The sequence below is a fragment of the Actinoplanes sichuanensis genome, assembly GCF_033097365.1.
Classification (GTDB): domain Bacteria; phylum Actinomycetota; class Actinomycetes; order Mycobacteriales; family Micromonosporaceae; genus Actinoplanes; species Actinoplanes sichuanensis.
Window position 1 is genome coordinate 439,220 of record NZ_AP028461.1, and the last position, 20,111, is coordinate 459,330.

Below are 20,111 nucleotides of genomic sequence, written 5' to 3' on the forward strand. Positions count from 1 at the left end.
GGCGCACATTTTCGGACGGGATGTCGCATAGTAGGGTCCGATTCATGGGCGATGATCGATCTTCGGCGGGGAGTGCCAAGGCCCTGGCCGAGGCTGAGGCCGGGGCGCCCGCCGTGCACTACGACGATGAGGAACGGCCCGCCCGGGTGCTCGGCGGGCGGGTCGGCGGGCTGGTGTCGACCGTCGCGTTCGGGGTGGCCCTGCTGGTGCTGTGGCAGGTGTTCCGGCCGTTGGCACAGGGCAGCCAGTACTACCTGATCGTCTTTCTCGCCCTCACCCTTCCGCTCGTCTTCCTGGCGTACAAATCGGGGTGGGGTAAAGGCCGGGAGACGCCCACCGTCGGTGACGGGGTTCTCGCCGCCGCCGCACTGGTCGTCTGCCTCTATCCGCTCAATCCGTTCGACGGCGGCTACAACGGGTTCCTGCTGCGGCAGGGCCTTCTCGAACCGGTCGACGTCGTCTTCGGCGCGGTGCTGCTGATCCTGCTGATCGAGGCCTGCCGGCGCACCACCGGCTGGGCGCTGCCGGTGGTCTGTCTGCTCTTCCTCGGGTACGCCTACTACGGCGGCCTGCTGCCGCAGACCTGGCCGATCGCGCACGCGGGCCTGGACTTCGCGCAGATCGTCGACGCTCTCTACAATTCCGGCAGCGGCTTCTACGGCACTCCGCTCGATGTCGCGGCCACCTACATCGTGCTGTTCACCATTTACGGCGCGGTTCTCGACCTGTCCGGGGCGAGCCGATTCTTCGTCGACCTTTCGGTCGCCGCCTTCCGGCGGTCGCGCAGCGCGGCGGGACGCACCGCGGTCGCCGCCGGGTTTCTTCTGGGCACGGTCTCCGGTTCGGGTACGGCCACCGCCGTCAGTGTCGGCGCGGTCACCTGGCCGATGCTCCGCCGCGCCGGATATCCGCCGGAGCAGGCCGGTGGCATGCTGGCCGCGGCCGGGGTCGGCGCGATCCTGTCCCCACCGACGCTGGGTGCGGCCGCGTTCATCGTCGCCGAGTACCTGAACGTCTCCTACCTGACCGTTCTCGGCTGGGCGATGATCCCGACGGTCCTCTACTACCTGGGCATCCTGCTGGCCGTCGAGATCGACGTGCGGCGGTTCGCGGTCCGCGCCGTGGACGCCCCGCAGACCGGCGCATGGCGGCTGCTGACCCGGTTCGGCTACCACTTCTCGTCGCTGATCGTCATCGTCGTGCTGTTGGCGCTGGGCCAGAGCGCCACCCGTTCGGTGGTGTACGCGACGATCCTGGCCGGTGTGCTGTCCTTTCTGGACCGGAGTACCCGTCTCACCCCACCCCGGATCTTCGCGGCGCTGGCGGCCGGGGTGCGCGGGGTGCTCCCGGTCGTCGCCGTCTGCGCCGCGGCGGGCGTGATCACCGCGACCACCACGAAGACCGGCCTCGGTGCGCAACTCGCGTCGTTGCTGGTCAACGGGGCGAAGGCGATCACCGACGAGCCGGCCGCGGTGCTCGCGCTGACCGCGGTGCTGGCCGCGTTCGCGCTGGCGCTGCTCGGGCTGGCGGTGCCGGTGACGGCGAGTTTCATCATCGGCTGGGTGATCATCGGGCCGGCGCTGCTGACGCTCGGGGTGCCGGCGCCCGCCGCGGCCATGTTCGTCTTCTACTACTCGGTGTTGTCCGAGGTCACGCCGCCGACCGCGCTGGCCGCCGTCGGAGCGAGCGCGATCACCGGCGGCCGGACGATCCCGACCATGTGGCAGGCGCTGAAGTACGCGCTGCCCGCGTTCCTGGCACCGCTCGCGTTCGTCCTCACCTCGAACGGGGAGCATCTGCTCGCCCGCGGGTCGTTCGTCGGCATCGTGTGGACGACCGTGGTCGCCGGGCTCGCGGTGCTCGGGCTGGCCATCGCCACCGGCGGATGGGTCCCGGGAGTGGGGCCGGCCGGGCGGGTGAGCCGGGTGGCGGCGGGGCTCTCCGGGCTGCTGCTGCTCTACCTGGAGACGGCCAGCATCATCGCCGGCTTGACCACGCTGCTGGTAGCCGTACTCCTCAGTGGTTTTGAAAGAAGACGCCGGCCCGCGGAGGCCGCGCCCGCTCCGGAAAGCCGGACCCAGACCCCCCTTTGAAGTTCGCCCCTTGCCGTACCACCCTCCTGAAGGAGAAGCATGAGACGAATAGTGGGAATCGCGCTGGTCAGCACGCTCGCGGCCGCCACCGCGGCGTGCGGCGGCCGGCAGGACACCGCCAGCACCGACACCGGCGGCGCCGTCACCTGTGAGGTGGCGCAGGCCACCCGGGTCGGCATCGCCACCGGTAACGCCATCGGCGTCTACTTCGCCCTCGGCAACGCGCTCGCTGAACAGGTCAACTCGGCCGGGAAGAACGTCCAGGCCACCGCGGCCGAGACGGGCGCGTCGGTGCAGAACATCCAGCAGCTGGTCGCCGGCACCTACGACGTGGCGTTCTCGTTGGCCGACACCGCCGCCGACGCGGTGAACGGCACCGGCAGTTTCACCGCGAAACAGCCGGTGCAGGCGCTCAGCCGGATCCACACCAACTACACGCAGGTGATCGTCCGCAAGGAGGCGGGCATCAAAGACGTCGCCGGGATGAAGGGTAAGCGGATCTCGACCGGCTCCCCGAAATCCGGCACCGAGGTCATCGCCAACCGGGTGCTGAAGGCGGCCGGCCTCGCCGAGACCGACGTGCAGGCGCAGAAACTGGACCTGACGAAGACCGTCGACGGGATGAAGGAGGGCACCATCGACGCCCTGTTCTTCTCCGGCGGCCTGCCCACCCCGGGCATCACCGACCTGCTCACCACCAGTGCCGACAAGGTCGAGTTCCTGGACATCTCGCCGCTGCTGCCGGAGATGCAGAAGATCAACGAGGTCTACCAGGAGGGGGTCATCCCGGCCGCCGTCTACCAGGCCCCGGCCGACGTGAAGACGATCGTGGTCCCGAACGTGCTGCTCGTCCGGGAGAACCTCGACCCGAACGTGGCGTGCGTGCTGACCAAGACGCTCTTCGAACGGAGGACACAACTGGAGCAGGCCAACGCGGCGGCCAAGGAGATCAGCCTCGACACCGCCCGTGACACCAGCCCGGTCACGATCCACCGGGGCGCCGCGAAGGCACTCGACGACCTGAAGTAGGAGATCGGAAAGGGAGGCCGATCCGGCGGCCTCCCTTTTTTCCTGCCCGGCCGTGCAACCCTGCGAGGTGGTCACCTCGTGTTTATGCGGACCGACAGGATGGGGGACCGGCATGAGCGACCGCGACAACGCGTTCGCCGAGTATTTCGCGGCACGGTCATCCGCTATGCGGGCGACGGCTTTCCTGCTGTGCGGGGACTGGCATCGAGCCGAGGACCTGACCCAGAACGCTTTCACGAAACTCTATCTGCGCTGGAACCGTGTGCAGAGGCACGAGTCGCTGGACCCGTACCTCCGCAAGGTCTTGATCTCGTCCTTCATCGACGAGGGCAGGTGGGGCTGGTGGAAGCGGGAACGACCGCACGACGCCCGGATCGAACGGGTGGCCGACCCGGAACCCAGCGAGGACCGGGTGACGCTGATGCGGGCGCTGGCCCAGGTACCACCCCGCCAGCGGGCGGTGCTGGTGCTGCGCTACTGGCAGGACCTCTCGGTGGAGGAGACCGCGGCGGCGCTCGGCTGCACGGCGGGGACCGTCAAGAGCCAGGCGGCGCGCGGCCTGGAGACACTGCGCACCCTGGTCGCCCATCCCGTCACGGCCGACTGAGGGGAACCGACATGGACGAGAACGAACTGCGCGCCGCGCTACGGGACACGATCACGCTCCACCCGGAGCCGCCACCGATGGAGTCGAAGACCGCGATCGCCGCGGCCCGCCGGGCGGCGACCCGGCGCAACCTGCTGGCCGGCATCGGCTCCGCCGCCGCCATCCTCGGCATCACCCTCGCCGTCATCCCGGGGCAGGCTCAACCCGGCGGTGGTACGAACATGCAGGTGGCCGGTGAGCCGTCGGCCGCCGCCGGGGTGCCGTTCCCGACCGAGACGCCGAGCTGGGCCGACACCACACCGTCGGGTGGGGAGAAGACCGAGCCGTCGTGGCCGCCGGAGAACAGCGGCGACGCCACCGCCGACACCGGGCCGCACTACCAGAACGGCAAGAAGCTGCTGACCGCCGTGGTCGCGGCGGTTCCCGACGGGTACACGGCGAAGACCGGGAACACCACCGACGGGATCCCGTTCCGCTCCCACCAGTCGACGATCGAGAACGACGGCTCGTACTGGCGCAACATGGCCGCCGTCGCGATCGGCCGGGACGACCGGGTCGGCGAACTGCTCGTCGAAGTCGCCGAACCCGGCAACAACCTGCCGAAGGACCCATGCGCCCTGGCCGAGGAGTTCTGGGGGCGCGGTGGGAACTGCACACCGGTGAACTCCAAGGTCGGCGTGATCCACGAGGGTTCCGGCACGGCCTGGGCCGCCTACCGGCACTCCGACGGCACGGTCGTCTACGTCATGCAGTCGACGTCGCCGACCTACGCCGACCCGGCGTCCAACGGGCTCAAGCCCCTGCCGGCGCTGCCGCTGAGCGACACCGAACTGGCCGCGCTGGCCACCGACGCGAGCTTCCGCTGACCGCATCCGCCGCCCGCTTCCACCCATCGGGGAAGTGGGCGGCGGTTCTGTCGTGAACCGGATGGCGAAGATCGCGGTACACCGCTGAAGATAGGGGTTCAGCAGGGGAGACCGCCGTGACTCAACCGTTCGTCGCGCGTGCCGCGATCGGGACGTACCTCGTCGTCAATCTGGCGGTGATCCACGCGATGTTCATCGTCGCCGGGCCGCCCGCACACAACATGTTCGGGCAGATCGGCCGGCTCCTCGGCCTCTACCTGGCGTTCACGATGACCGTGCAGGCGCTGCTGGTGGCCCGCCTGCCGCTGCTGGACCGGGCGATCGGCATGGACCGGCTCACCGGCTGGCACCGCTGGACCGGGTTCGCCGTCTTCTGGCTCGCCGTCCTGCACCCGACGTTCGTCATCCTCGGCTTCGCCCGATACGACAAGGTGTCGTTCCTCGCGACCTTCCTGACCCTGTCGAAGCAGATCCCGGTGCTGCTCGGCCTGCTCGCCGTCGCACTGATCGTGCTGGTGGTGGCGCTGTCCGTGCGGATCGCCCGGCGCCGTCTCTCCTACGAGACCTGGCATGCCGTACACCTGCTTCTCTACGCGGTCCTGGTGCTCGGCCTGGTGCACCAGATGTACGAGGGCACCGCGTTCACCCTCAACGTGCTGACCGAGATCTACTGGTGGGGGCTGTGGGCGTTCGCCCTGTCGGCGCTGCTCATCTACCGGCTGATCATCCCGCTGGTCCGCAACAACCGGCATCGGATGCGGGTCGCCGCGGTCGTCCCCGAGTCCGACGACGCCGTCTCGGTCCATGTCACCGGTCGTGACCTGCACCTGCTCGGCGCGAAGGCGGGCCAGTTCTTCCTGTGGCGTTTCCCCGGCCACAACCGCTGGTGGCAGGTCAACCCGTTCTCCCTGTCGGCGGCCCCGAACGGCCGCTCACTGCGCCTCACCGCCAAAGCCGTCGGCACGACGAGCGCCGGATTGCGGGACCTTCCGATCGGCTCGCGGGTCTTCGCCGAGGGCCCTTACGGCGCATTCACAATCGACCAGCGCAGCGGTACGGCCACCCTGCTGATCGCCGGAGGCATCGGCGTCACCCCGATCCGTTCCCTGCTGGAGGACCCGACGTTGGACGGCGACGTGATCGTCCTCTACCGGGTCCGCTCCGGCGCCGACGCCGTCCTGCTCGGCGAGTTGCGCAACCTGGCCCGCGAGAAGGGCGCCCGCCTGCACGTCCTGACCGGCCGCACGTCCGACACCAACCAGCCGTTCACCCCGGCCAACCTGCACGCCCTGATCCCCGACATCACCACCCGCGACGTGTATGTCTGCGGCCCGGCCGCTTTGACGAACGCGATCCTGACGACGCTGCGCTCCTTGAAGGTCCCACCCCGCCAGATCCACGCCGAACTGTTCCGCCTGGCCCCATGACCCCCACCCACAACCCGTCCCACTCACCTCCGCCGGCCCCGCCCCGGGCCGAATCGGGCAGATCCCCGGGCGCCGGGCTTCCGCCGCTCGAGCCTCCCTGATTCCGGAAGCTCTCTACGGATGGACCAGGCCGCACTCGTAGCCGAGGATCACCGCCTGCACCCGGTCGCGGAGGCCGAGTTTGGCCAGGATCCGGCTGATGTGGGTCTTCACCGTGCCCTCGGAGACGCTCAGACCGGTGGCGATCTCCGCATTGGACAGTCCGCGCGCGATCAAGACCAGAACCTCACGCTCGCGGGCGGTCAGTGCCGCGAGCCGATTGTCCGGGCGGGGTGGTACCTCCGCCGGGGCGTTGACGAAATGGGCGATCAACCGGCGGGTGGCGCTGGGCGCGGTGACCGCCTCCCCGGAGACCACCACCCGGACCGCGGCGATCAGATCGTCGGCGAGTGTGTCCTTGAGCAGGAATCCGCTGGCCCCGGCACGCAGCCCGGCGAACAGATAATCGTCCAGATCGAAAGTCGTCAGAATGATCACCTTCGGTGCGGGACAGAGTGCCCGGATCCGCTCGGTGGCGGTGATCCCGTCGACGCCGGGCATCCGGACGTCCATCAGCACCACGTCCGGCCGGGTGCGAGCGGTCACCTCCAGGGCGGCGGCCCCGTCCCCGGCCTCGCCGACGACCTCGATGTCCCCGGTCTCGTCCAGGATCATCCGGAACCCGGTCCGCACCAGAACCTGATCGTCGACCAGCACGACCCGGATGCTCATGAGTCCCTCACCGTCCACATCGGCTGATCATCCCCGCTCTCCGGCCCGGCCGAGGGTAGCCGCGCTCTCCGCCGCCCCGCTCTCCGCCGCCCCGCTCTCCGCCGCCCCGCTCTCCGCCGCCCCGCTCTCCGCCGCCTCGCCGACGGCCGTCCCGCTCTCCGCCGCGCCGACGGCCGAGGCCCGGTCTGCCGAGGCCCGGTCTGCGGAGGCGCGATCTGATGTCGTGGGGTCCGTCGAGGTGTGGTTCTGCGGGGTGCCGTCTGGTGGGGTGCCGGTTGGCGGACTCTCGGTCGGTGAGGTGTCGGTCGGTGAGGTGGCGGCCGGTGCGGCGCGGATCGCCGTGGGCGGCAAGGGCAGGCGGGCCAGGACCCGGAAACCGCCGCTGGTCAGCGGACCGGTCTCCAAGGTGCCGTCGAGGAGGCGGACCCGTTCGGCGATGCCGCGTAAGCCGTTTCCGGTGGCGTCGAGCAGGCGGGCCGGTGGTCGACGGCCGTCGTTCGACACTTCGATCTCCAGCAGGTCCGGGTGGTAGCCGAGCCGCACCCGGGCCGTCGCGCCCTCACCCGCGTGTTTCAGCGTGTTGGTCAGGGCCTCCTGGGCGATCCGGTACGCCGACAGGTCGACACCGGCCGGCAGCGGGGCCGGATCGCCGTCGATCGTGAACGTGACAGCCGTGCCGGCGGCGCGGATCCGGTCGATCAGCTCGGGCAGGGCGTCGACGCCCGGCTGCGGGGCCAGGTCGGGCTCCTCACGGACGATGGCGAGCAGGCGCCGCATCTCGGCCAGCGACGACCGGCCGGTGGTGACGATGTCGCGGAGCGCGGTCTCCGTACGGTCGGGATGTCTTTTCAAAGCCGCGGCCGCTCCCTGCGCCTGGACCACCATGACCGACAGCCCGTGAGCGACGACGTCGTGCAACTCGCGGGTGATCCGGGCCCGCTCGGCGGCGGTGGCCAGCGCGACCCGCTGCCGCCCCTCGCGCTCCAGATCGTCGGCCCGCCGCTGCAGGGTGCGCAGGTGGATGCGCCGGCCGCGCAGATTGTCGCCGAGCAGATAGGTCACCGCGAGCACGAGCAGCAGCCCGGTGCTCTGCAACAGCCGGTCGGCGATGCCGACGACCTCCTGCTCCGGAACCGGAACCATGGCGCGCTCGTCGCGGACGGCGATCACCCGGGCGTCGACGCTCAGGTTTGCCACATCGCCGGCCGGCCACGGCAGCACCATGCTCAGCACGGCGATCACCGCCATCAGCGCGCCGCAGGTGATCGCCCCGATCCGTCGTCGTCGATCATCGTCGGCGGCCAGCGCGAACAACGCGATCAGCACGGTCAGGTCGAGCGCCTCCACTCCGGACGGCTCGGGCAGATGGTGGCCGAGGGCACCGGTCGAGGTGAGGACGACCGCGATGAGCGGCCGGTGCCGGCACAGCAGCAGACCGATCACCATGATCAGCGTGAACGTGTACCACCTGTCGACGTCGTCACGCAGCTCCTCCGCCGACGCGGCGGTCAGGACGAGCGCGAACAGCAGGTCGACAACCAGCCACCCCAGGCCCTTCATCCAGGACATTCGCTCAGTTTAGAGAGCCGCCGGGCGCCTGCCGTCAACCCGAGGTCTGACCTCTCCGTCATACCGTGGGCATACCCGGGCCGGCCGGAATCCGACCGTTCGCGGACGATCCGGGGGTGCCCCGCGGGCCAGCCTGACTGGCATGAGAATCGTCATGAGATGCGTCGCGGCGGTGGCGTCTGTCGCGCTGGCCGCCTGCGCCCCCGGGTCCGGCGGAGATCCGTCCACCGAGCCGTCGTCGTCGATGTCCGATGCGGACCTGCTGACCCTGGGTAGGCAGATCGTCCAGTGCATGCGGGACAACGGCATCCCGGACGTGCCGGAGCCGTTCGTCGAGGAGCACCGCCTGAAACTGCCCGAGGGCGAGCAGGAGGCGCTGGAGGAGAAGTACGGCGACGAACAGTTCGACAACGCGCGTACCGCCTGCCAGGACCTTTACGACAAGGTGCCGCAGGGCGCCCTCGACCGGGGCCCGGAGGAGGGCGCCGACCAGGGCCCCGGCCCGGAGGACGTCGACGCGCTGCGCACGTTCGCCCAGTGCCTGCGCGACAACGGTGTCCCGGAGTGGCCGGACCCCACCTCCGACGGCCGGTTCCCGCTGGTCGGCACCCCGCTGGAGAAGGAGAACCCGAAGGATTCACCACGCCTGAAGAACGCGTTGGACACCTGCCGGCAGCACTGGTCCGGCCCGATCTCGATCGGTGAATGACGTGCGGCGCACAGGCCGGCTGATCGCCGGCTCGCTGACCGGCGTGGTGGTGGCCGCCGGAGTACTGGTCACCGGCTGGACCCTGACCGCCGAACCGGAGGCCGCCGCCGGCGCCACCGAGGTGCCCACCGGGACCGCCGAGGTGATCCGAGGGTCGGTCAGCCAGCGGTTCCGGCTGTCCGGCACGTACGGCTTCGACGGCACCTACTCGGCGGTGCACCGCGGCCCGGCCGGGGTGCTGACCGGGATCGCCGCGACCGGTTCCCGGGTGGCCCGCGGTGGTGTCCTCTACCGGGTCGACGGCTCCGCGGTCCGGCTGCTCTACGGCGACGTCCCCGCCTATCGCGACCTGAACCTCTGGACCACCGACGGCGAGGACGTCCACCAGCTCGAACGCAACCTGCGGGCCCTCGGCATGGACCCGGACCACGAGATGACGATCGACGACGACTTCACCGCGGCGACCGCTGCCGCGGTGCGACGCCTCCAGAAGAGATGGGGCGTGACCAGGACCGGCGGCCTGACTCTCGGCTCGGTGGTGTTCCTCACCGGTGAGATCCGGGTCAGCGCGGCGACCGCGTCCGTCGGCACCGGCACCCACCCCGACCAGCCGGTACTGACCGGCACCTCGACGAGGCGGGTGGTGACGGCCCAGGTGTCCGCCGAACGGCAGAACCAACTCAAGGCAGGCGACCAGGTCACCGTCACTCTCCCCGGCGGCATCAAGACGAAGGGCCGGGTGGTACGGGTGGGCAAGGTGGCCACCTCGGCGACCGACGGCGAGGGCGCCCCGCAGCAGGCCACCGTCGACGTGACCATGAGCATCGAGGTGCCGGCCGGTTCACCCGACTACGACCAGGCGGCCGTGCAGATCAGCCTGGCCACCGCGGTCCGCGAGAAGGTACTGACCGTGCCGGTGTCGGCACTGCTGGCCCGGCCCGGCGGCGGCTACCGGGTGAAGCTAGCCACCGGCGCGTACGCGGACGTCGAACCCGGCCTGTTCGACGAGGTCACCGGCCTGGTCGAGGTGACCGGCGGCGTCAACGCGGGTGACCGGGTGGAGGTGCCGCAACAGTGACCGCCGTCCTGGAACTCGTGAACGTGCGAAAGACGTACCCCGGAAGCCCGCCTGTCGAATCGGTCCGCGGCGTCGACCTGACCGTGCACAGCGGCGAGATGGTCGCCGTCGTCGGCCCGTCCGGATCTGGCAAGAGCACCCTGCTCAACCTGGCCGCCGGCCTGGACCGGCCGACCTCCGGTTCGGTCCGCATCGCGGGCGTCGCCCTGGAGAAGCTCAGCGAACGCCGCCTGGCCGGCCTCCGCGCCCACCGCCTCGGCGTGGTGTTCCAGCAGTTCTTCCTGCTCGACCACGCCGACGCCCGGGACAACGTGGCGGCCGGGCTGCTCTACCGCGGAACACCGGCCCGGCAGCGCCGGGCCGCCGCCGAACAGGTCCTGGAACAGGTCGGGCTCGGCCACCGGATGCGGCACCGGGCCCGGCTGCTCTCCGGCGGCGAACGGCAGCGGGTGGCGATCGCCCGCGCCCTGATCGGCCGGCCCGCGGTGCTCTTCGCCGACGAGCCGACCGGCAACCTGGACTCGGCCAACGGCGACGCCATCCTGGAACTGCTCCGCGACCTCAACCGGGGCGGCACCACCATCGTCGTGATCACCCACGACACGCACGTCGCCGCGGCCGCCCAGCGTCAGGTCACCATCCTCGACGGACGGGTGGCGTGATGAGCAGCCCACTCTCCCGGCTACGGCTCGCCGACCTGCTGCCGGTCGCCACCATCGGGCTGCGGACCAGACCCGGCCGGGCCGCCCTGTCGGTGCTCGGCGTGGCCATCGGCATCGCCGCGATGGTCGCCGTGCTCGGTGTCACCCGCTCCAGCCAGGCCGAGGTGCTCGCCCGGCTCGACCGGCTCGGCACCAACCTGTTGACCGTGGCCAGTGCCGAACCGCACGGCGGCGACGAGACACGACTTCCGGACAGTGCCGGGGCGTCGGTCGCCCGTACCGAAGGGGTGCTAGCCGCATCGGCGACCGCGCAGCTCAACGACCTCGCCGTCTACCGCTCCGACCTGATTCCGACCGCGCACCGCGGCGGCCTGGACGTCCGCGCCACCGACCCCGCCCTGCTCGCCACCCTGGACGCCGACCTGCTGCACGGAGTGTTCCTCGACGAGTCCACCGCGAACTATCCGGTGGTGGTCCTCGGTCACCAGGCGGCGACCGTGCTCGGCATCGCCACCCTCACCGGCGACGACCGGATCTGGCTCGGCGGCCGCTGGTTCGTCGTGGTCGGCCTCCTCGACCGGGTGGAACTGGCACCGGAGATCGACCGGGCCGCGCTCGTCGGATTCGGGGTGGCCGCCTCCGACCTCGGCTGGACCGGGCATCCCAGCCGGGTCTACGTGCGTACCGACACCACCCGTACCGCCGAAGTCGCCGGAATGCTCCCACGGTCGGCGAACCCGCAGGCCCCGAGCCGGGTCACGGTCAGCCGCCCGTCCGATGTGCTCTCCGCCCGGCTGGCCGTCGCCGACGCCACCACCTCGCTCTTCCTCGGCCTCGGAGCGGTGGCCCTGCTCGTCGGCGGCATCGGCATCGCCAACGTCATGGTGATCTCGGTGCTCGAACGGCGCGGCGAGGTGGGCCTGCGGCGCGCACTCGGCGCGGCCCGACGGCACGTGGCCGCACAGTTCGTCGTCGAGTCGGTGCTGCTCGGCGCGGTCGGCGGCGGCACCGGTGTGCTACTCGGCGCCGCGGTCACCGTGGCCCTGGCCCAGAACCGGGGCTGGCAGCCGATCATCCCACCGGTCGCGGCCGGGCTCGGCCTGGCCGCCGCCCTGCTGGTGGGCACGGTAGCGGGTCTCTACCCGGCACTGCGCGCCGCCCGGATGGCCCCTACCGAGGCGCTGCGGACGGCGTGACCGTGACCAGACCCAGCAGCGTGTCGCTGAACTTCCCGATCAGCGCCAGCAGGATGATCGCCAGGAGCATCACATCGGTACGCCCGGTGTTCTGGCTGTCGATCAACAGGAAACCCAACCCCATCGACGACGCGATCAACTCCGCCGCGACCAGGAACAGCCAGCCCTGCGCCAGCCCGAGCCGCAACCCGGACAGGATCGCCGGCGTCGCGGCCGGGAACAACACGGTCCCCAGCAGCGCCAACCCGGACCGCCCGTACGCCCGCCCGACCTCCACCAGATGCGGATCGATGTGCGACAGTGCCGCCGACACGGTGGTGTACACCGGGAAGAACGCGCCGATCGCCACCAGCACGATCTTCGGGGTCTCCCCGATCCCCAGCCACAGCAGCAACAACGGCACCCAGGCCAGTGACGGCACCGCCCGGATCGCCTGCACCGTGGGCGAGAGGACGGCGTTCGCCGCACGCGACAACCCGACCAGCCCGCCCAGAGTGAGTCCCAGCACCGAGCCGACCGCGAACCCGATCAGCACCCGCTGCGTGCTGATCGCCACGTGGTGCCACAGCTCACCCCGGCGCAACAACTCACCGAGAGCCGACAGCACCTCACCGGGCGGCGGCAGCTGAGCGGCCGAGTAGATCCCGGCCGCCGCGACCAGATGCCACACGACCAGGATCACCGCCGGGAGCAGAGCCCCGGCGGTGATCCGGCCGATCCGCGGCAGCGTCACGAAACGACCCGCGCGGTGGCGTACTTCGGCTCGAACAGCGTGTCGATCGCGGTCCGCGCGTCCGCCTCGCTCTTCACGTTGGCGTCGGCGACCAGCACCGGCAGGATCTTCTCGAAGACCGCCCGCTGCGCCGCGCCCGGCACCGGGTCGATGTCGAGCACGGTCCGCTCGGTGAGCACCGCCTTCGCCACCGGCTCGGAGATCTTCGCCTCCTTGGCGTACAACGCGACCGCCTGATCCGGATTCGCCGTGATCCACTGGCGGGCCTTCTCGTACGCGTTCACCACCGACTGCGCCAGATCCGGGTGCTCGGCCAGGAACGCCTCGCGCGCGTTCAGCACGCCGTACGAGTTGAACGCCACGTTCCGGTAGATCAACTTCGACCCGGCGTCCACCTCGGACGTCGCCATCAGCGGATCGAGGCCGGCCCACGCGTCGACGTCACCGCGTTCCAGCGCCGTCCGCCCGTCGGCGTGCTGCAGGTTGGTCACCGTCACGTCGGCCGGCTTCAGCCCCGCCGCGTCGAGTGCCTGCAGGAGGAAGAAGTAGGGGTCCGTACCCTTGGTCGCCGCGATCTTCTTGCCCTTGAGCTGGGCGACCGACGTGACCGGGGAATCCTTCGGCACCACGATCGCCGCCCACTCCGGCTGACTGAACACGTCGATGGTCTTGATCGGCGACCCGTTCGCCCGGGCCACCAGGGCCGCCGCGCCGGCGGTCGAGCCGACGTCGATGGCGTCCGCACGCAGCGCCTCGTTGGCCTTGTTGCTGCCCGCCGACAGCTGCCAGCTGACCGTCACACCCTTGCCGGCCAGTTCGGTCTCCAGCCACTTCTGCTCGCGCAGCACGAGACTCGCCGGGTTGTAGTAGGCGTAGTCGAGCCGCAGCGCGACCGACCCGCCGCCGTCCGCGTCGGTGGCAGGCGCGTCCTCGCCCTGCACACAGCCGGCCAGCAACGCGGTCGCGGCGGCCGCCGCGAAAACGGCGCGCAAGATCTTCATATCGGGGGTCCTTCCAGGGGATTTCGTTGCGGTTGTGCGGTGGTTCAGGAGGGCACGGCAGCGGGGGTACGGACTCCGAGCTCGGCCAGCAGCGCGGAGCGGAGGGTGGCGAGCCGGGCGTCGGCGCGGTCCCGGGGGCGGGTGCCGGGCACGTCGAGCACGAGACGGATCGATGCGCCGTCGTCCACATCGCCTGGTTGTCCACAGGCCGTCCGGCGGGGGGACACATTTTCGACCACACTGTCCTGTGGGGGCTCCCCCTGGGAGGGCGGGCTGGCTGTGGCGCCGAGCAGCACCACCCGGTCGGCCAGGTGCAGCGCCTCGTCGACGTCGTGGGTGACCAGCAGCACCGTGGTCCCGGCGGCCCGCTGCACCTCGGCCAGCAGGTCCTGCATGCGCAGCCGGGTCAGCGCGTCCAGCGCTGCGAACGGCTCGTCGAGCAGCAGCACGCCGGGCCGCCGGGCCAGGGCGCGGGCGAGTGCGGCCCGCTGCGCCATGCCGCCGGACACCTGCCGGGGCCGGTGCTTCGCGAAGTCGGCGAGCCCGACGACGGAGAGCCAGTGCGCGACCTCGGCCTGGGCCTGGTCGCCGGTGACACCCCGGGGCAGGCCGAAGGCCACGTTGCGTTCGACGGTGCGCCAGGGCAGCAGCCGCGGTTCCTGGAAGACGACGGCGCAGCGCGGCTCGAACTCGCGCACCGGCCGCCCGTCGACGAGGACCCGCCCCGAGGTGGGTGTGTCGAGGCCGCCGGCCAGGCGCAGCAGTGTCGACTTGCCACAGCCGGACGGGCCGAGCAGGGCGACCACCTCACCGGCCGCGACGGTGAGGTCCACCCCGGCCAGGACGGCCCGCCGCCGCCCGCTCGTGGTGAACTCCTTGCCGACGCCGGAGATCTCCAGGGGCACTGCGCTCATGCCGCGCAGCCTACCTAGTAATCCTATTGAATTACTAGAATGTGTGGGTGTTCATAGCGAGGCCGGCAGGGCGCCCACCGTCGCCGCCACATAGAGCACGACCGCGACCACCATCACCCGCCGGCGCTCCGGCTCCGCCCGACCCAGCCACCGCAGGAACACCGCGAGCAACGGCAACACCAGCACGGCGTGCAGGGCGACACCGTGCACCGGTTTCAGGAAACCGCCACCGTCGTACGCCGCCTGTGGGCTCACCGTCCGGAAGAGGACCGTCCCGCGGGCGATCATCGCCACTCCGCTCGCCAGGCTGACCAGCAGTAACGCGAACCCGGCCCGCACCGCCAGCCGCATGTCGGCCGGCCCGGCGAGCCGCCCGCGCAGAGCCGTCACCGCATACGCGCCGAGCACCGCGACCAGCACCGCACCGCCGACGGCCAGGCTCATCGCGACACCCCGATCGAACGGCGTCTCAGTGTTCCAATGCGATGGCACCCCGCGCCACGCCTGCATGGTGATCCCGGCGACCTCCAGCACGCAGTCGGCCGCGAACACGCCGAGCAGCCAGGCCCGCGCCCGGTCGCCGAGGACCAGACCCCGGGTGATCCACGCGACCGTGATCAGGGTCAGCCCGAACGACAGGCCGAACGTCGTCGGCTTACGCCACGACACCGGGCCGGCCCACGGCACGTCGTCGACGAGGAACACCCCGAGATGCACGATCCCCGACAAGATCAAAACCAGGCCGATGCCGTACGCCCAGAGCTCCACCGGCTTTCGCATGACCGGAGCATGCCCCGCCCGGACCGGCGGCGTCGTCATGCCCCGGTCGTAGCGGCGGATACGACCCTGGTCGTACGCGTACGTCATGATCGTGAGCGTGAGCGGCAGACTACGGGCGATCGCCCAGGAGACGGTCTCCATCGTGGGACGCGGATGGTATGAGGGTCCGGACGGTGTCGTCGACATCGCCGCCGACGTCGCCCGGGCGGTGGCGGGCACCCGGTTGCACCTGCCGGACGACGTGCTCGCCGAGCCGGTGCCCGTGGCCGGGCCGCCGGTGGTCGAGGTGACCGGGGAGAGCAGCCTGGACGCCGCGCGTCGGCTGGCCGCCGACCGGGACGGGGTGGCCTGCCTCAACTTCGCGTCGGCCCGCAACCCGGGCGGCGGGTTCCTCAACGGCGCCCAGGCACAGGAGGAGAGCATCGCCAGGGCCTCGGCGATCTACCCGACGCTGCGGGCGGCGGGCGACTTCTACGCCTTCCACCGGGCGGATCGGGGACTCCTCTACACCGACCGGGTCATCTGGTCGCCCGCGGTTCCGGTGTTCCGCGACGACCGCGGGCGGATGCTCGTCCGGCCGTACCCCGTCTCGTTCTTGACCTCGGCCGCCCCGAACCGTGCCATGATCGCCCGCGATCAGCCCGGACTCCTGCCCGAGGTCGCCGGGGCGCTCGCCCGGAGGGCGGCGCGGGTGTTGCGGGTGGCGGCCGCGCACGGAAGCCGTGAGCTGGTGCTCGGTGCCTGGGGCTGCGGGGTGTTCGGCAACGATCCGGCGCAGGTGGCCGCCGTGTTCGCCGAGGCCCTGGCCGATGCGCCGTGGTTCGACCGGGTGGTCTTCGCGATCCTGGACCGGCGCGAGACGGTCCGTGACGAGTTCCGCGCCGCCTTCGGCCTGACCTGATCCCCGCTCCGCGCGAGGAGCGCCTCTCGTGCCGGTCCGGCTCGATTCGCGCTCCTCGCGGCTCGTCTCCCGCACCGGGGGTGACGGAAGGTAGGGTGTTCCTCACCGCCCGCCCGTGGATCGTGTACGGCTGGAGTGCACATGACGACGGCTACCGATGATCCGCTGATCCGTTTCGGCCGCTGGGCGCTCGCCAAGGTGTGGTTCGGGGTGGTGCTCTCGGGCGGCTACGCGCTCGGCCGCCACTTCGACTGGCCGCAGGCGTTCCTGACCGCGGCGGCCGTGCTCGGCGCCGTGACACTGGCTCTCGCGTCGTCGTTCCTGCCGGTCTGGACCAGGCAGCGGCCCAGCGGCATCCCGGTCGCCGACGTCGGGCTGCGGGTGATGGTCTGGGGCGGCCTGGTCATCTCGGTGATCGCCCTGCTGGTGGGCATGCCCGCGGTCGGCATGGTCTCGGCCGCGCTGCTGCTCAACACGGCGGCCCACACGTTCGGCGACCCGTTCGCCCCGCTGCTGCGCCGGATGCGGATCACCCCCGAGGTCCGTTACCTCAGGCCCCGGGAGCGTCCGGCCCGCCCTGATCGCAACCGGTCACGACAGCCCGCACCGGCTCGTCGGGCGGCCTGACGTTTTCCCTGGTCTCAGAGGTTGCGGCGGGTTGCCGACCTGAGTATTGCGGGCAATGGTTGCCCCTCCGGACCAGGGGGACGGGATGAATCGGTTCTGGGCCGACCTCAGTGTGAATCTCAAGATCATGATCACGATCACCGTGGCGGCTGTGATCGCGCTGCTGATCGGCGTTCTCGGTCTGCGTGCCCTCTCCTCGGCCAGCGACTCCGCCCAGTGGATCTACCGCAGCAACGTGGTCGGCGTCTCCGCTCTGGGCGAGCTCAAGGCCTGGATCAACCAGTCCCGGGTCGACCTGGTCGGCCACGTCGTCTACCCGGAGGCGGCGGCCAAACAGAAGTACGAGGCGGCGTTCGAGAAGGACCTCGCCGAGGTCGACGCGGCGATGGCCGACTACGAGGCGACCACCCCGGCCGCCTCCCCGGAACAGGTCGCGGCGGTCAAGGACGGCTGGCAGCAGTACATCACCGTCGCCCACGACAAGCTCATCCCGACCTCCCGACGCAACGACATCAAGGCCTGGGGTGACATCCGCGACCAGCAGATCACCCCGCTCGTGGCCGAGATCCGAGAACAACTCGAGGACATCGACGCCGCCGAGAACGCCGCGGCCGCCGCCTCCGCCGCCGACGCCCGGTCCGCGTACGAATCCAGCCGTCTGCAGTCGATCCTGCTGCTCGTCCTCGGCATCGCCGGGGCGCTCGCCCTGGGGACCCTCGTCGCCCGCGGCATCGTCCGCTCCCTCAGCCGCGTCACCGCCGTCTGCGAGGGCCTCGCCGACGGCGACCTCACCCAGCAGACCGGGCTGACCAGCCGCGACGAGCCGGGCCGGATGGGCCGCGCCCTCGACGCCGCGATCACCCGACTCCGGGACACCGTCAGCACCATCGGCGGCTCCGCGGTCACCCTCGCCAGCGCCTCCGAGGAACTCTCCACGGTCAGCGCCCAGCTCCAGTCCGGTGCCGCCGACGTCGCCGACAAGGCCGGTTCGGCCAGTTCCGCCAGCGAGAACGTCAACCACGGCGTCCAGTCGATCGCCGCCGGCGCCGAGGAGATGAGCGCCTCGATCACCGAGATCGCCTCCAACGCCGCCCAGGCCGCCCGGGTCGCCCAGGAGGGCATGGCCGTCGCCGAACGCACCAACAACCAGGTCGCCGAACTGGGCGCGGCCAGCGCGGAGATCGGCGACGTGGTCCGGCTGATCACCAGCATCGCCGAACAGACCAACCTGCTCGCCCTCAACGCCACCATCGAAGCGGCCCGGGCCGGTGAACTCGGCAAAGGCTTCGCCGTCGTCGCCGGCGAGGTCAAGGAGCTGGCCCAGCAGACCGCCAAGGCCACCGAGGAGATCACCGGCCGGATCGGCGCCATCCAGGAGTCCAGCGACTCGGCGGCCACCGCGATCGGCGAGATCACCCAGGTCATCCAGCGGATCGGCGACTACACCACCACGATCGCCTCGGCCGTCGAGGAGCAGACCGCCACCACCGGTGAGATGAGCCGGTCCGTCGCCGACGCCGCCACCAGCAGTGGGGACGTGGCCCGTACCGTCTCCGGGGTGGCCGAGGTCGCGTCCGCGACCGCCGACGGTGCCCGGGCCACCCAGCAGGCCGCCGCCGATCTCACCCGCCTCGCCGGCGACCTGACCAACCTCGTCGGCGGATTCCGGCACTGACGTTTCGAACGCTGATCGGGGGAACACAGGTGTTCTCGGAGACGCCCTACGGCCTCACCCGGCCCACCATGGACGACGCGCGGGCCGCCGTGCACCGGGTGCACGCCGGTGACGGGCCGCGGATCTGGGCCGACCTGCTGCGGGCCGCCGGGCTGGACGGTACCGGCGACCACGGGCTGGACCGACTGCTCGCCGTCATGCACCAGGCCGACCCGGTCAGCCGGCTGTGCGCGCTCGCCCTGACGATCCGGGTCACCTCGCACTCCCAGCTGTCACTTCTCGCGAAGGAGCTGTCGTGAACACCGACCTGTTCGACCGGCTCGGCGTACCGGAACGGATCCGGGAGATCGCCGGCTACGACCTCTTCGACCCCGACCTGCGGACCAGCCTCGACGCCATCGCCCAGCGCAGTGCCGGGCTCCTCGAAGCACCCGTCGCCCTGGTCTCGGTGGTGCTCGACACCTCACAGTTCATCATCGGCTCGCACGGCGTCTCCGGATGGGTCGCCGAGACCCAGGGCGTACCGGCCGAATGGGCCATGTGCACGCACACCGTGCTCACCGGCGAGCCCTACTGCGTGGTCGACGGAATGAACGACCCGCGCCACCTGGACAACCCGTTCCTGCAGATGACCGGGCTGCGCAGCTATCTCGGGGTGCCGCTGACCGGGACCGGTGGGCACACCCTCGGCGCGCACTGTGTGATCGACGCCCGGCCACGCATCTTCAGCGACGTGGACCTGGCGGTGCTCAGTGACGGGGCGGAGAAGGCGATGAAGCTGCTCTGCGCCTACCGCCTCCGATAGGTTTCTCAGACCGGCGTGCCGTTCCATCGCCAGTCGGTGCGGCGGGGGTGGTCCGGCAGTTCGCCGCGGCCGGTCGCCCACAGTAGCGTCGCCCAGCGGTCCGTCGTCTCCGGCGCCTCCCGGAACAGGCGGCGCAGCGCCCGGTCGCACAGATCCGCCGGCGGCGCCCACGGCAGGTCGAGCGCCACCGCCACGTCGTGCAGGTGCACCAGCGTCTCGACCACGCCCATCGCCGCGAAACCGGCCGGATCCGAGATGCCGTACGGGTGGAACGCCCGACGCTCCGGCGGCGCGACCGTGACCACCGCCGCGAGCAGCCCGCCCGACGACTCCAGCACCTGGATCAGCCCCTCCGGGTTCTTGGTGTCCTCGGAGTAGATCGTCAGAGCCGGTCCGTCCGGCCGGCCACGCCGCCATCCGAAGGGGACATATCCCTCCGGTGGGGTGTTCTCCGAGGCGACCTGACCGGCGTACGCGAAAAGGTCGTCGGCGACATGCTCCACCGTCTCCCAGCAGGTCCAGGTCAGGCCGGCGGCGGGCACATGCCAGTCCCGGCCGAGGGCCGTCCGGAGGGTGGTGGCGGCGAGAGAGACGGCGGAACGCACGTCGTCAGCTGAGGTCATGGGCGGAATCTATCCGTACGGTGACGGCCGCCCCACGCATTTTTG

The 20,111-nt window shown here is 71.0% G+C and carries 21 protein-coding genes; 14 read left to right on the forward strand and 7 right to left on the reverse strand.

Annotated features, from left to right (window positions below):
* The first annotated feature begins 44 nt into the window (after nucleotides 1-44).
* From Q0Z83_RS01810 to Q0Z83_RS01830, 5 genes are all read left to right on the forward strand, one after another.
* Nucleotides 45-2,093, forward strand: a complete 2,049-nt coding sequence (locus Q0Z83_RS01810; protein ID WP_317792002.1) for a TRAP transporter permease — start codon at nucleotides 45-47, stop codon at nucleotides 2,091-2,093.
* 39 nt (nucleotides 2,094-2,132) lie between these two features.
* A complete protein-coding gene (locus Q0Z83_RS01815) occupies nucleotides 2,133-3,122 on the forward strand; it encodes a TAXI family TRAP transporter solute-binding subunit (RefSeq protein ID WP_317792003.1) in 990 nt (329 codons plus the stop codon).
* A gap of 112 nt (nucleotides 3,123-3,234) precedes the next feature.
* Nucleotides 3,235-3,729, forward strand: a complete 495-nt coding sequence (locus tag Q0Z83_RS01820; protein ID WP_317792004.1) for a SigE family RNA polymerase sigma factor — start codon at nucleotides 3,235-3,237, stop codon at nucleotides 3,727-3,729.
* Between the two features lie 11 nt (nucleotides 3,730-3,740).
* Complete coding sequence (locus tag Q0Z83_RS01825) at nucleotides 3,741-4,595, forward strand: hypothetical protein (RefSeq protein ID WP_317792005.1); 855 nt, start codon at nucleotides 3,741-3,743, stop codon at nucleotides 4,593-4,595.
* A 116-nt stretch (nucleotides 4,596-4,711) separates the two neighbouring features.
* Nucleotides 4,712-6,022, forward strand: coding sequence for a ferredoxin reductase family protein (locus Q0Z83_RS01830; RefSeq protein WP_317792006.1), 1,311 nt, complete (start codon nucleotides 4,712-4,714; stop codon nucleotides 6,020-6,022).
* A gap of 114 nt (nucleotides 6,023-6,136) precedes the next feature.
* On the opposite strand, the gene Q0Z83_RS01835 is transcribed toward Q0Z83_RS01830, so the two are convergent.
* Together Q0Z83_RS01835 and Q0Z83_RS01840 are read right to left on the reverse strand one after the other, a co-directional pair.
* Nucleotides 6,137-6,793 (reverse strand): response regulator transcription factor, encoded by a 657-nt coding sequence (locus tag Q0Z83_RS01835; protein WP_317792007.1) that lies wholly within the window; start codon nucleotides 6,791-6,793, stop codon nucleotides 6,137-6,139.
* 27 nt (nucleotides 6,794-6,820) lie between these two features.
* Complete coding sequence (locus tag Q0Z83_RS01840; RefSeq protein WP_317792008.1) at nucleotides 6,821-8,362, reverse strand: sensor histidine kinase; 1,542 nt, start codon at nucleotides 8,360-8,362, stop codon at nucleotides 6,821-6,823.
* Between the two features lie 142 nt (nucleotides 8,363-8,504).
* On the opposite strand from Q0Z83_RS01840, the gene Q0Z83_RS01845 reads away from it, so the two are divergent.
* From Q0Z83_RS01845 to Q0Z83_RS01860, 4 genes are read left to right on the forward strand one after another with little or no spacing between them, the layout of a single operon-like run.
* Nucleotides 8,505-9,071, forward strand: a complete 567-nt coding sequence (locus Q0Z83_RS01845; protein WP_317792009.1) for a hypothetical protein — start codon at nucleotides 8,505-8,507, stop codon at nucleotides 9,069-9,071.
* 1 nt (nucleotide 9,072) lies between these two features.
* Entirely contained in the window at nucleotides 9,073-10,149 is a 1,077-nt protein-coding gene (locus Q0Z83_RS01850) for a peptidoglycan-binding protein (protein ID WP_317792010.1), read from the forward strand.
* Nucleotides 10,146-10,811 (forward strand): ABC transporter ATP-binding protein, encoded by a 666-nt coding sequence (locus tag Q0Z83_RS01855; protein WP_317792011.1) that lies wholly within the window; start codon nucleotides 10,146-10,148, stop codon nucleotides 10,809-10,811. Before Q0Z83_RS01850 ends, Q0Z83_RS01855 begins: the two co-directional genes overlap by 4 nt.
* Nucleotides 10,808-12,007: an ABC transporter permease gene (locus Q0Z83_RS01860; protein WP_317792012.1), complete on the forward strand. Its 1,200-nt coding sequence runs from the start codon at nucleotides 10,808-10,810 to the stop codon at nucleotides 12,005-12,007. Before Q0Z83_RS01855 ends, Q0Z83_RS01860 begins: the two co-directional genes overlap by 4 nt.
* Here the strand turns inward: Q0Z83_RS01860 and Q0Z83_RS01865 are convergent.
* The 4 genes from Q0Z83_RS01865 to Q0Z83_RS01880 are packed head-to-tail and all read right to left on the reverse strand — an operon-like array spanning nucleotide 11,982 to nucleotide 15,522.
* The gene (locus tag Q0Z83_RS01865) at nucleotides 11,982-12,740 is read right to left on the reverse strand and encodes an ABC transporter permease (protein WP_317792013.1); all 759 of its coding nucleotides are present in this window, start codon (nucleotides 12,738-12,740) and stop codon (nucleotides 11,982-11,984) included. The genes Q0Z83_RS01860 and Q0Z83_RS01865 overlap by 26 nt on opposite strands.
* Complete coding sequence (locus Q0Z83_RS01870; protein ID WP_317792014.1) at nucleotides 12,737-13,741, reverse strand: aliphatic sulfonate ABC transporter substrate-binding protein; 1,005 nt, start codon at nucleotides 13,739-13,741, stop codon at nucleotides 12,737-12,739. Before Q0Z83_RS01870 ends, Q0Z83_RS01865 begins: the two co-directional genes overlap by 4 nt.
* A 44-nt stretch (nucleotides 13,742-13,785) precedes the next feature.
* A complete protein-coding gene (locus tag Q0Z83_RS01875; RefSeq protein WP_317792015.1) occupies nucleotides 13,786-14,655 on the reverse strand; it encodes an ABC transporter ATP-binding protein in 870 nt (289 codons plus the stop codon).
* A gap of 51 nt (nucleotides 14,656-14,706) precedes the next feature.
* Nucleotides 14,707-15,522 (reverse strand): hypothetical protein, encoded by an 816-nt coding sequence (locus Q0Z83_RS01880; protein WP_317792016.1) that lies wholly within the window; start codon nucleotides 15,520-15,522, stop codon nucleotides 14,707-14,709.
* 10 nt (nucleotides 15,523-15,532) lie between these two features.
* On the opposite strand from Q0Z83_RS01880, the gene Q0Z83_RS01885 reads away from it, so the two are divergent.
* The 5 genes from Q0Z83_RS01885 (at nucleotide 15,533) to Q0Z83_RS01905 (ending at nucleotide 19,443) form a co-directional block, all read left to right on the forward strand.
* Nucleotides 15,533-16,336, forward strand: a complete 804-nt coding sequence (locus Q0Z83_RS01885) for a TIGR02452 family protein (protein WP_317792017.1) — start codon at nucleotides 15,533-15,535, stop codon at nucleotides 16,334-16,336.
* A 141-nt stretch (nucleotides 16,337-16,477) separates the two neighbouring features.
* On the forward strand, nucleotides 16,478-16,963 hold the full coding sequence (locus Q0Z83_RS01890; RefSeq protein WP_317792018.1) for a hypothetical protein: 486 nt from the start codon (nucleotides 16,478-16,480) through the stop codon (nucleotides 16,961-16,963).
* A gap of 85 nt (nucleotides 16,964-17,048) precedes the next feature.
* Entirely contained in the window at nucleotides 17,049-18,638 is a 1,590-nt protein-coding gene (locus tag Q0Z83_RS01895) for a methyl-accepting chemotaxis protein (protein WP_317792019.1), read from the forward strand.
* Between the two features lie 29 nt (nucleotides 18,639-18,667).
* Nucleotides 18,668-18,937, forward strand: coding sequence for a hypothetical protein (locus Q0Z83_RS01900; protein ID WP_317792020.1), 270 nt, complete (start codon nucleotides 18,668-18,670; stop codon nucleotides 18,935-18,937).
* Nucleotides 18,934-19,443, forward strand: a complete 510-nt coding sequence (locus Q0Z83_RS01905) for a GAF domain-containing protein (protein WP_317792021.1) — start codon at nucleotides 18,934-18,936, stop codon at nucleotides 19,441-19,443. The genes Q0Z83_RS01900 and Q0Z83_RS01905 overlap by 4 nt, the downstream gene beginning before the upstream one ends.
* A 5-nt stretch (nucleotides 19,444-19,448) precedes the next feature.
* On the opposite strand, the gene Q0Z83_RS01910 is transcribed toward Q0Z83_RS01905, so the two are convergent.
* Complete coding sequence (locus Q0Z83_RS01910) at nucleotides 19,449-20,066, reverse strand: hypothetical protein (RefSeq protein ID WP_317792022.1); 618 nt, start codon at nucleotides 20,064-20,066, stop codon at nucleotides 19,449-19,451.
* Nucleotides 20,067-20,111 lie beyond the last annotated feature (45 nt).

Excerpts from the sequence above, each read along its gene's own strand:
- Q0Z83_RS01810 (WP_317792002.1), top strand. The coding sequence starts at position 45 with ATGGGCGATGATCGATCTTCGGCGGGGAGTGCCAAGGCCCTGGCCGAG.
- Q0Z83_RS01815 (WP_317792003.1), top strand. The coding sequence starts at position 2,133 with ATGAGACGAATAGTGGGAATCGCGCTGGTCAGCACGCTCGCGGCCGCC.
- Q0Z83_RS01820 (WP_317792004.1), top strand. The coding sequence starts at position 3,235 with ATGAGCGACCGCGACAACGCGTTCGCCGAGTATTTCGCGGCACGGTCA.
- Q0Z83_RS01825 (WP_317792005.1), top strand. The coding sequence starts at position 3,741 with ATGGACGAGAACGAACTGCGCGCCGCGCTACGGGACACGATCACGCTC.
- Q0Z83_RS01835 (WP_317792007.1), bottom strand. The coding sequence starts at position 6,793 with ATGAGCATCCGGGTCGTGCTGGTCGACGATCAGGTTCTGGTGCGGACC.
- Q0Z83_RS01840 (WP_317792008.1), bottom strand. The coding sequence starts at position 8,362 with ATGTCCTGGATGAAGGGCCTGGGGTGGCTGGTTGTCGACCTGCTGTTC.
- Q0Z83_RS01845 (WP_317792009.1), top strand. The coding sequence starts at position 8,505 with ATGAGAATCGTCATGAGATGCGTCGCGGCGGTGGCGTCTGTCGCGCTG.
- Q0Z83_RS01870 (WP_317792014.1), bottom strand. The coding sequence starts at position 13,741 with ATGAAGATCTTGCGCGCCGTTTTCGCGGCGGCCGCCGCGACCGCGTTG.
- Q0Z83_RS01875 (WP_317792015.1), bottom strand. The coding sequence starts at position 14,655 with ATGAGCGCAGTGCCCCTGGAGATCTCCGGCGTCGGCAAGGAGTTCACC.
- Q0Z83_RS01880 (WP_317792016.1), bottom strand. The coding sequence starts at position 15,522 with ATGACGTACGCGTACGACCAGGGTCGTATCCGCCGCTACGACCGGGGC.
- Q0Z83_RS01890 (WP_317792018.1), top strand. The coding sequence starts at position 16,478 with ATGACGACGGCTACCGATGATCCGCTGATCCGTTTCGGCCGCTGGGCG.
- Q0Z83_RS01895 (WP_317792019.1), top strand. The coding sequence starts at position 17,049 with ATGAATCGGTTCTGGGCCGACCTCAGTGTGAATCTCAAGATCATGATC.
- Q0Z83_RS01910 (WP_317792022.1), bottom strand. The coding sequence starts at position 20,066 with ATGACCTCAGCTGACGACGTGCGTTCCGCCGTCTCTCTCGCCGCCACC.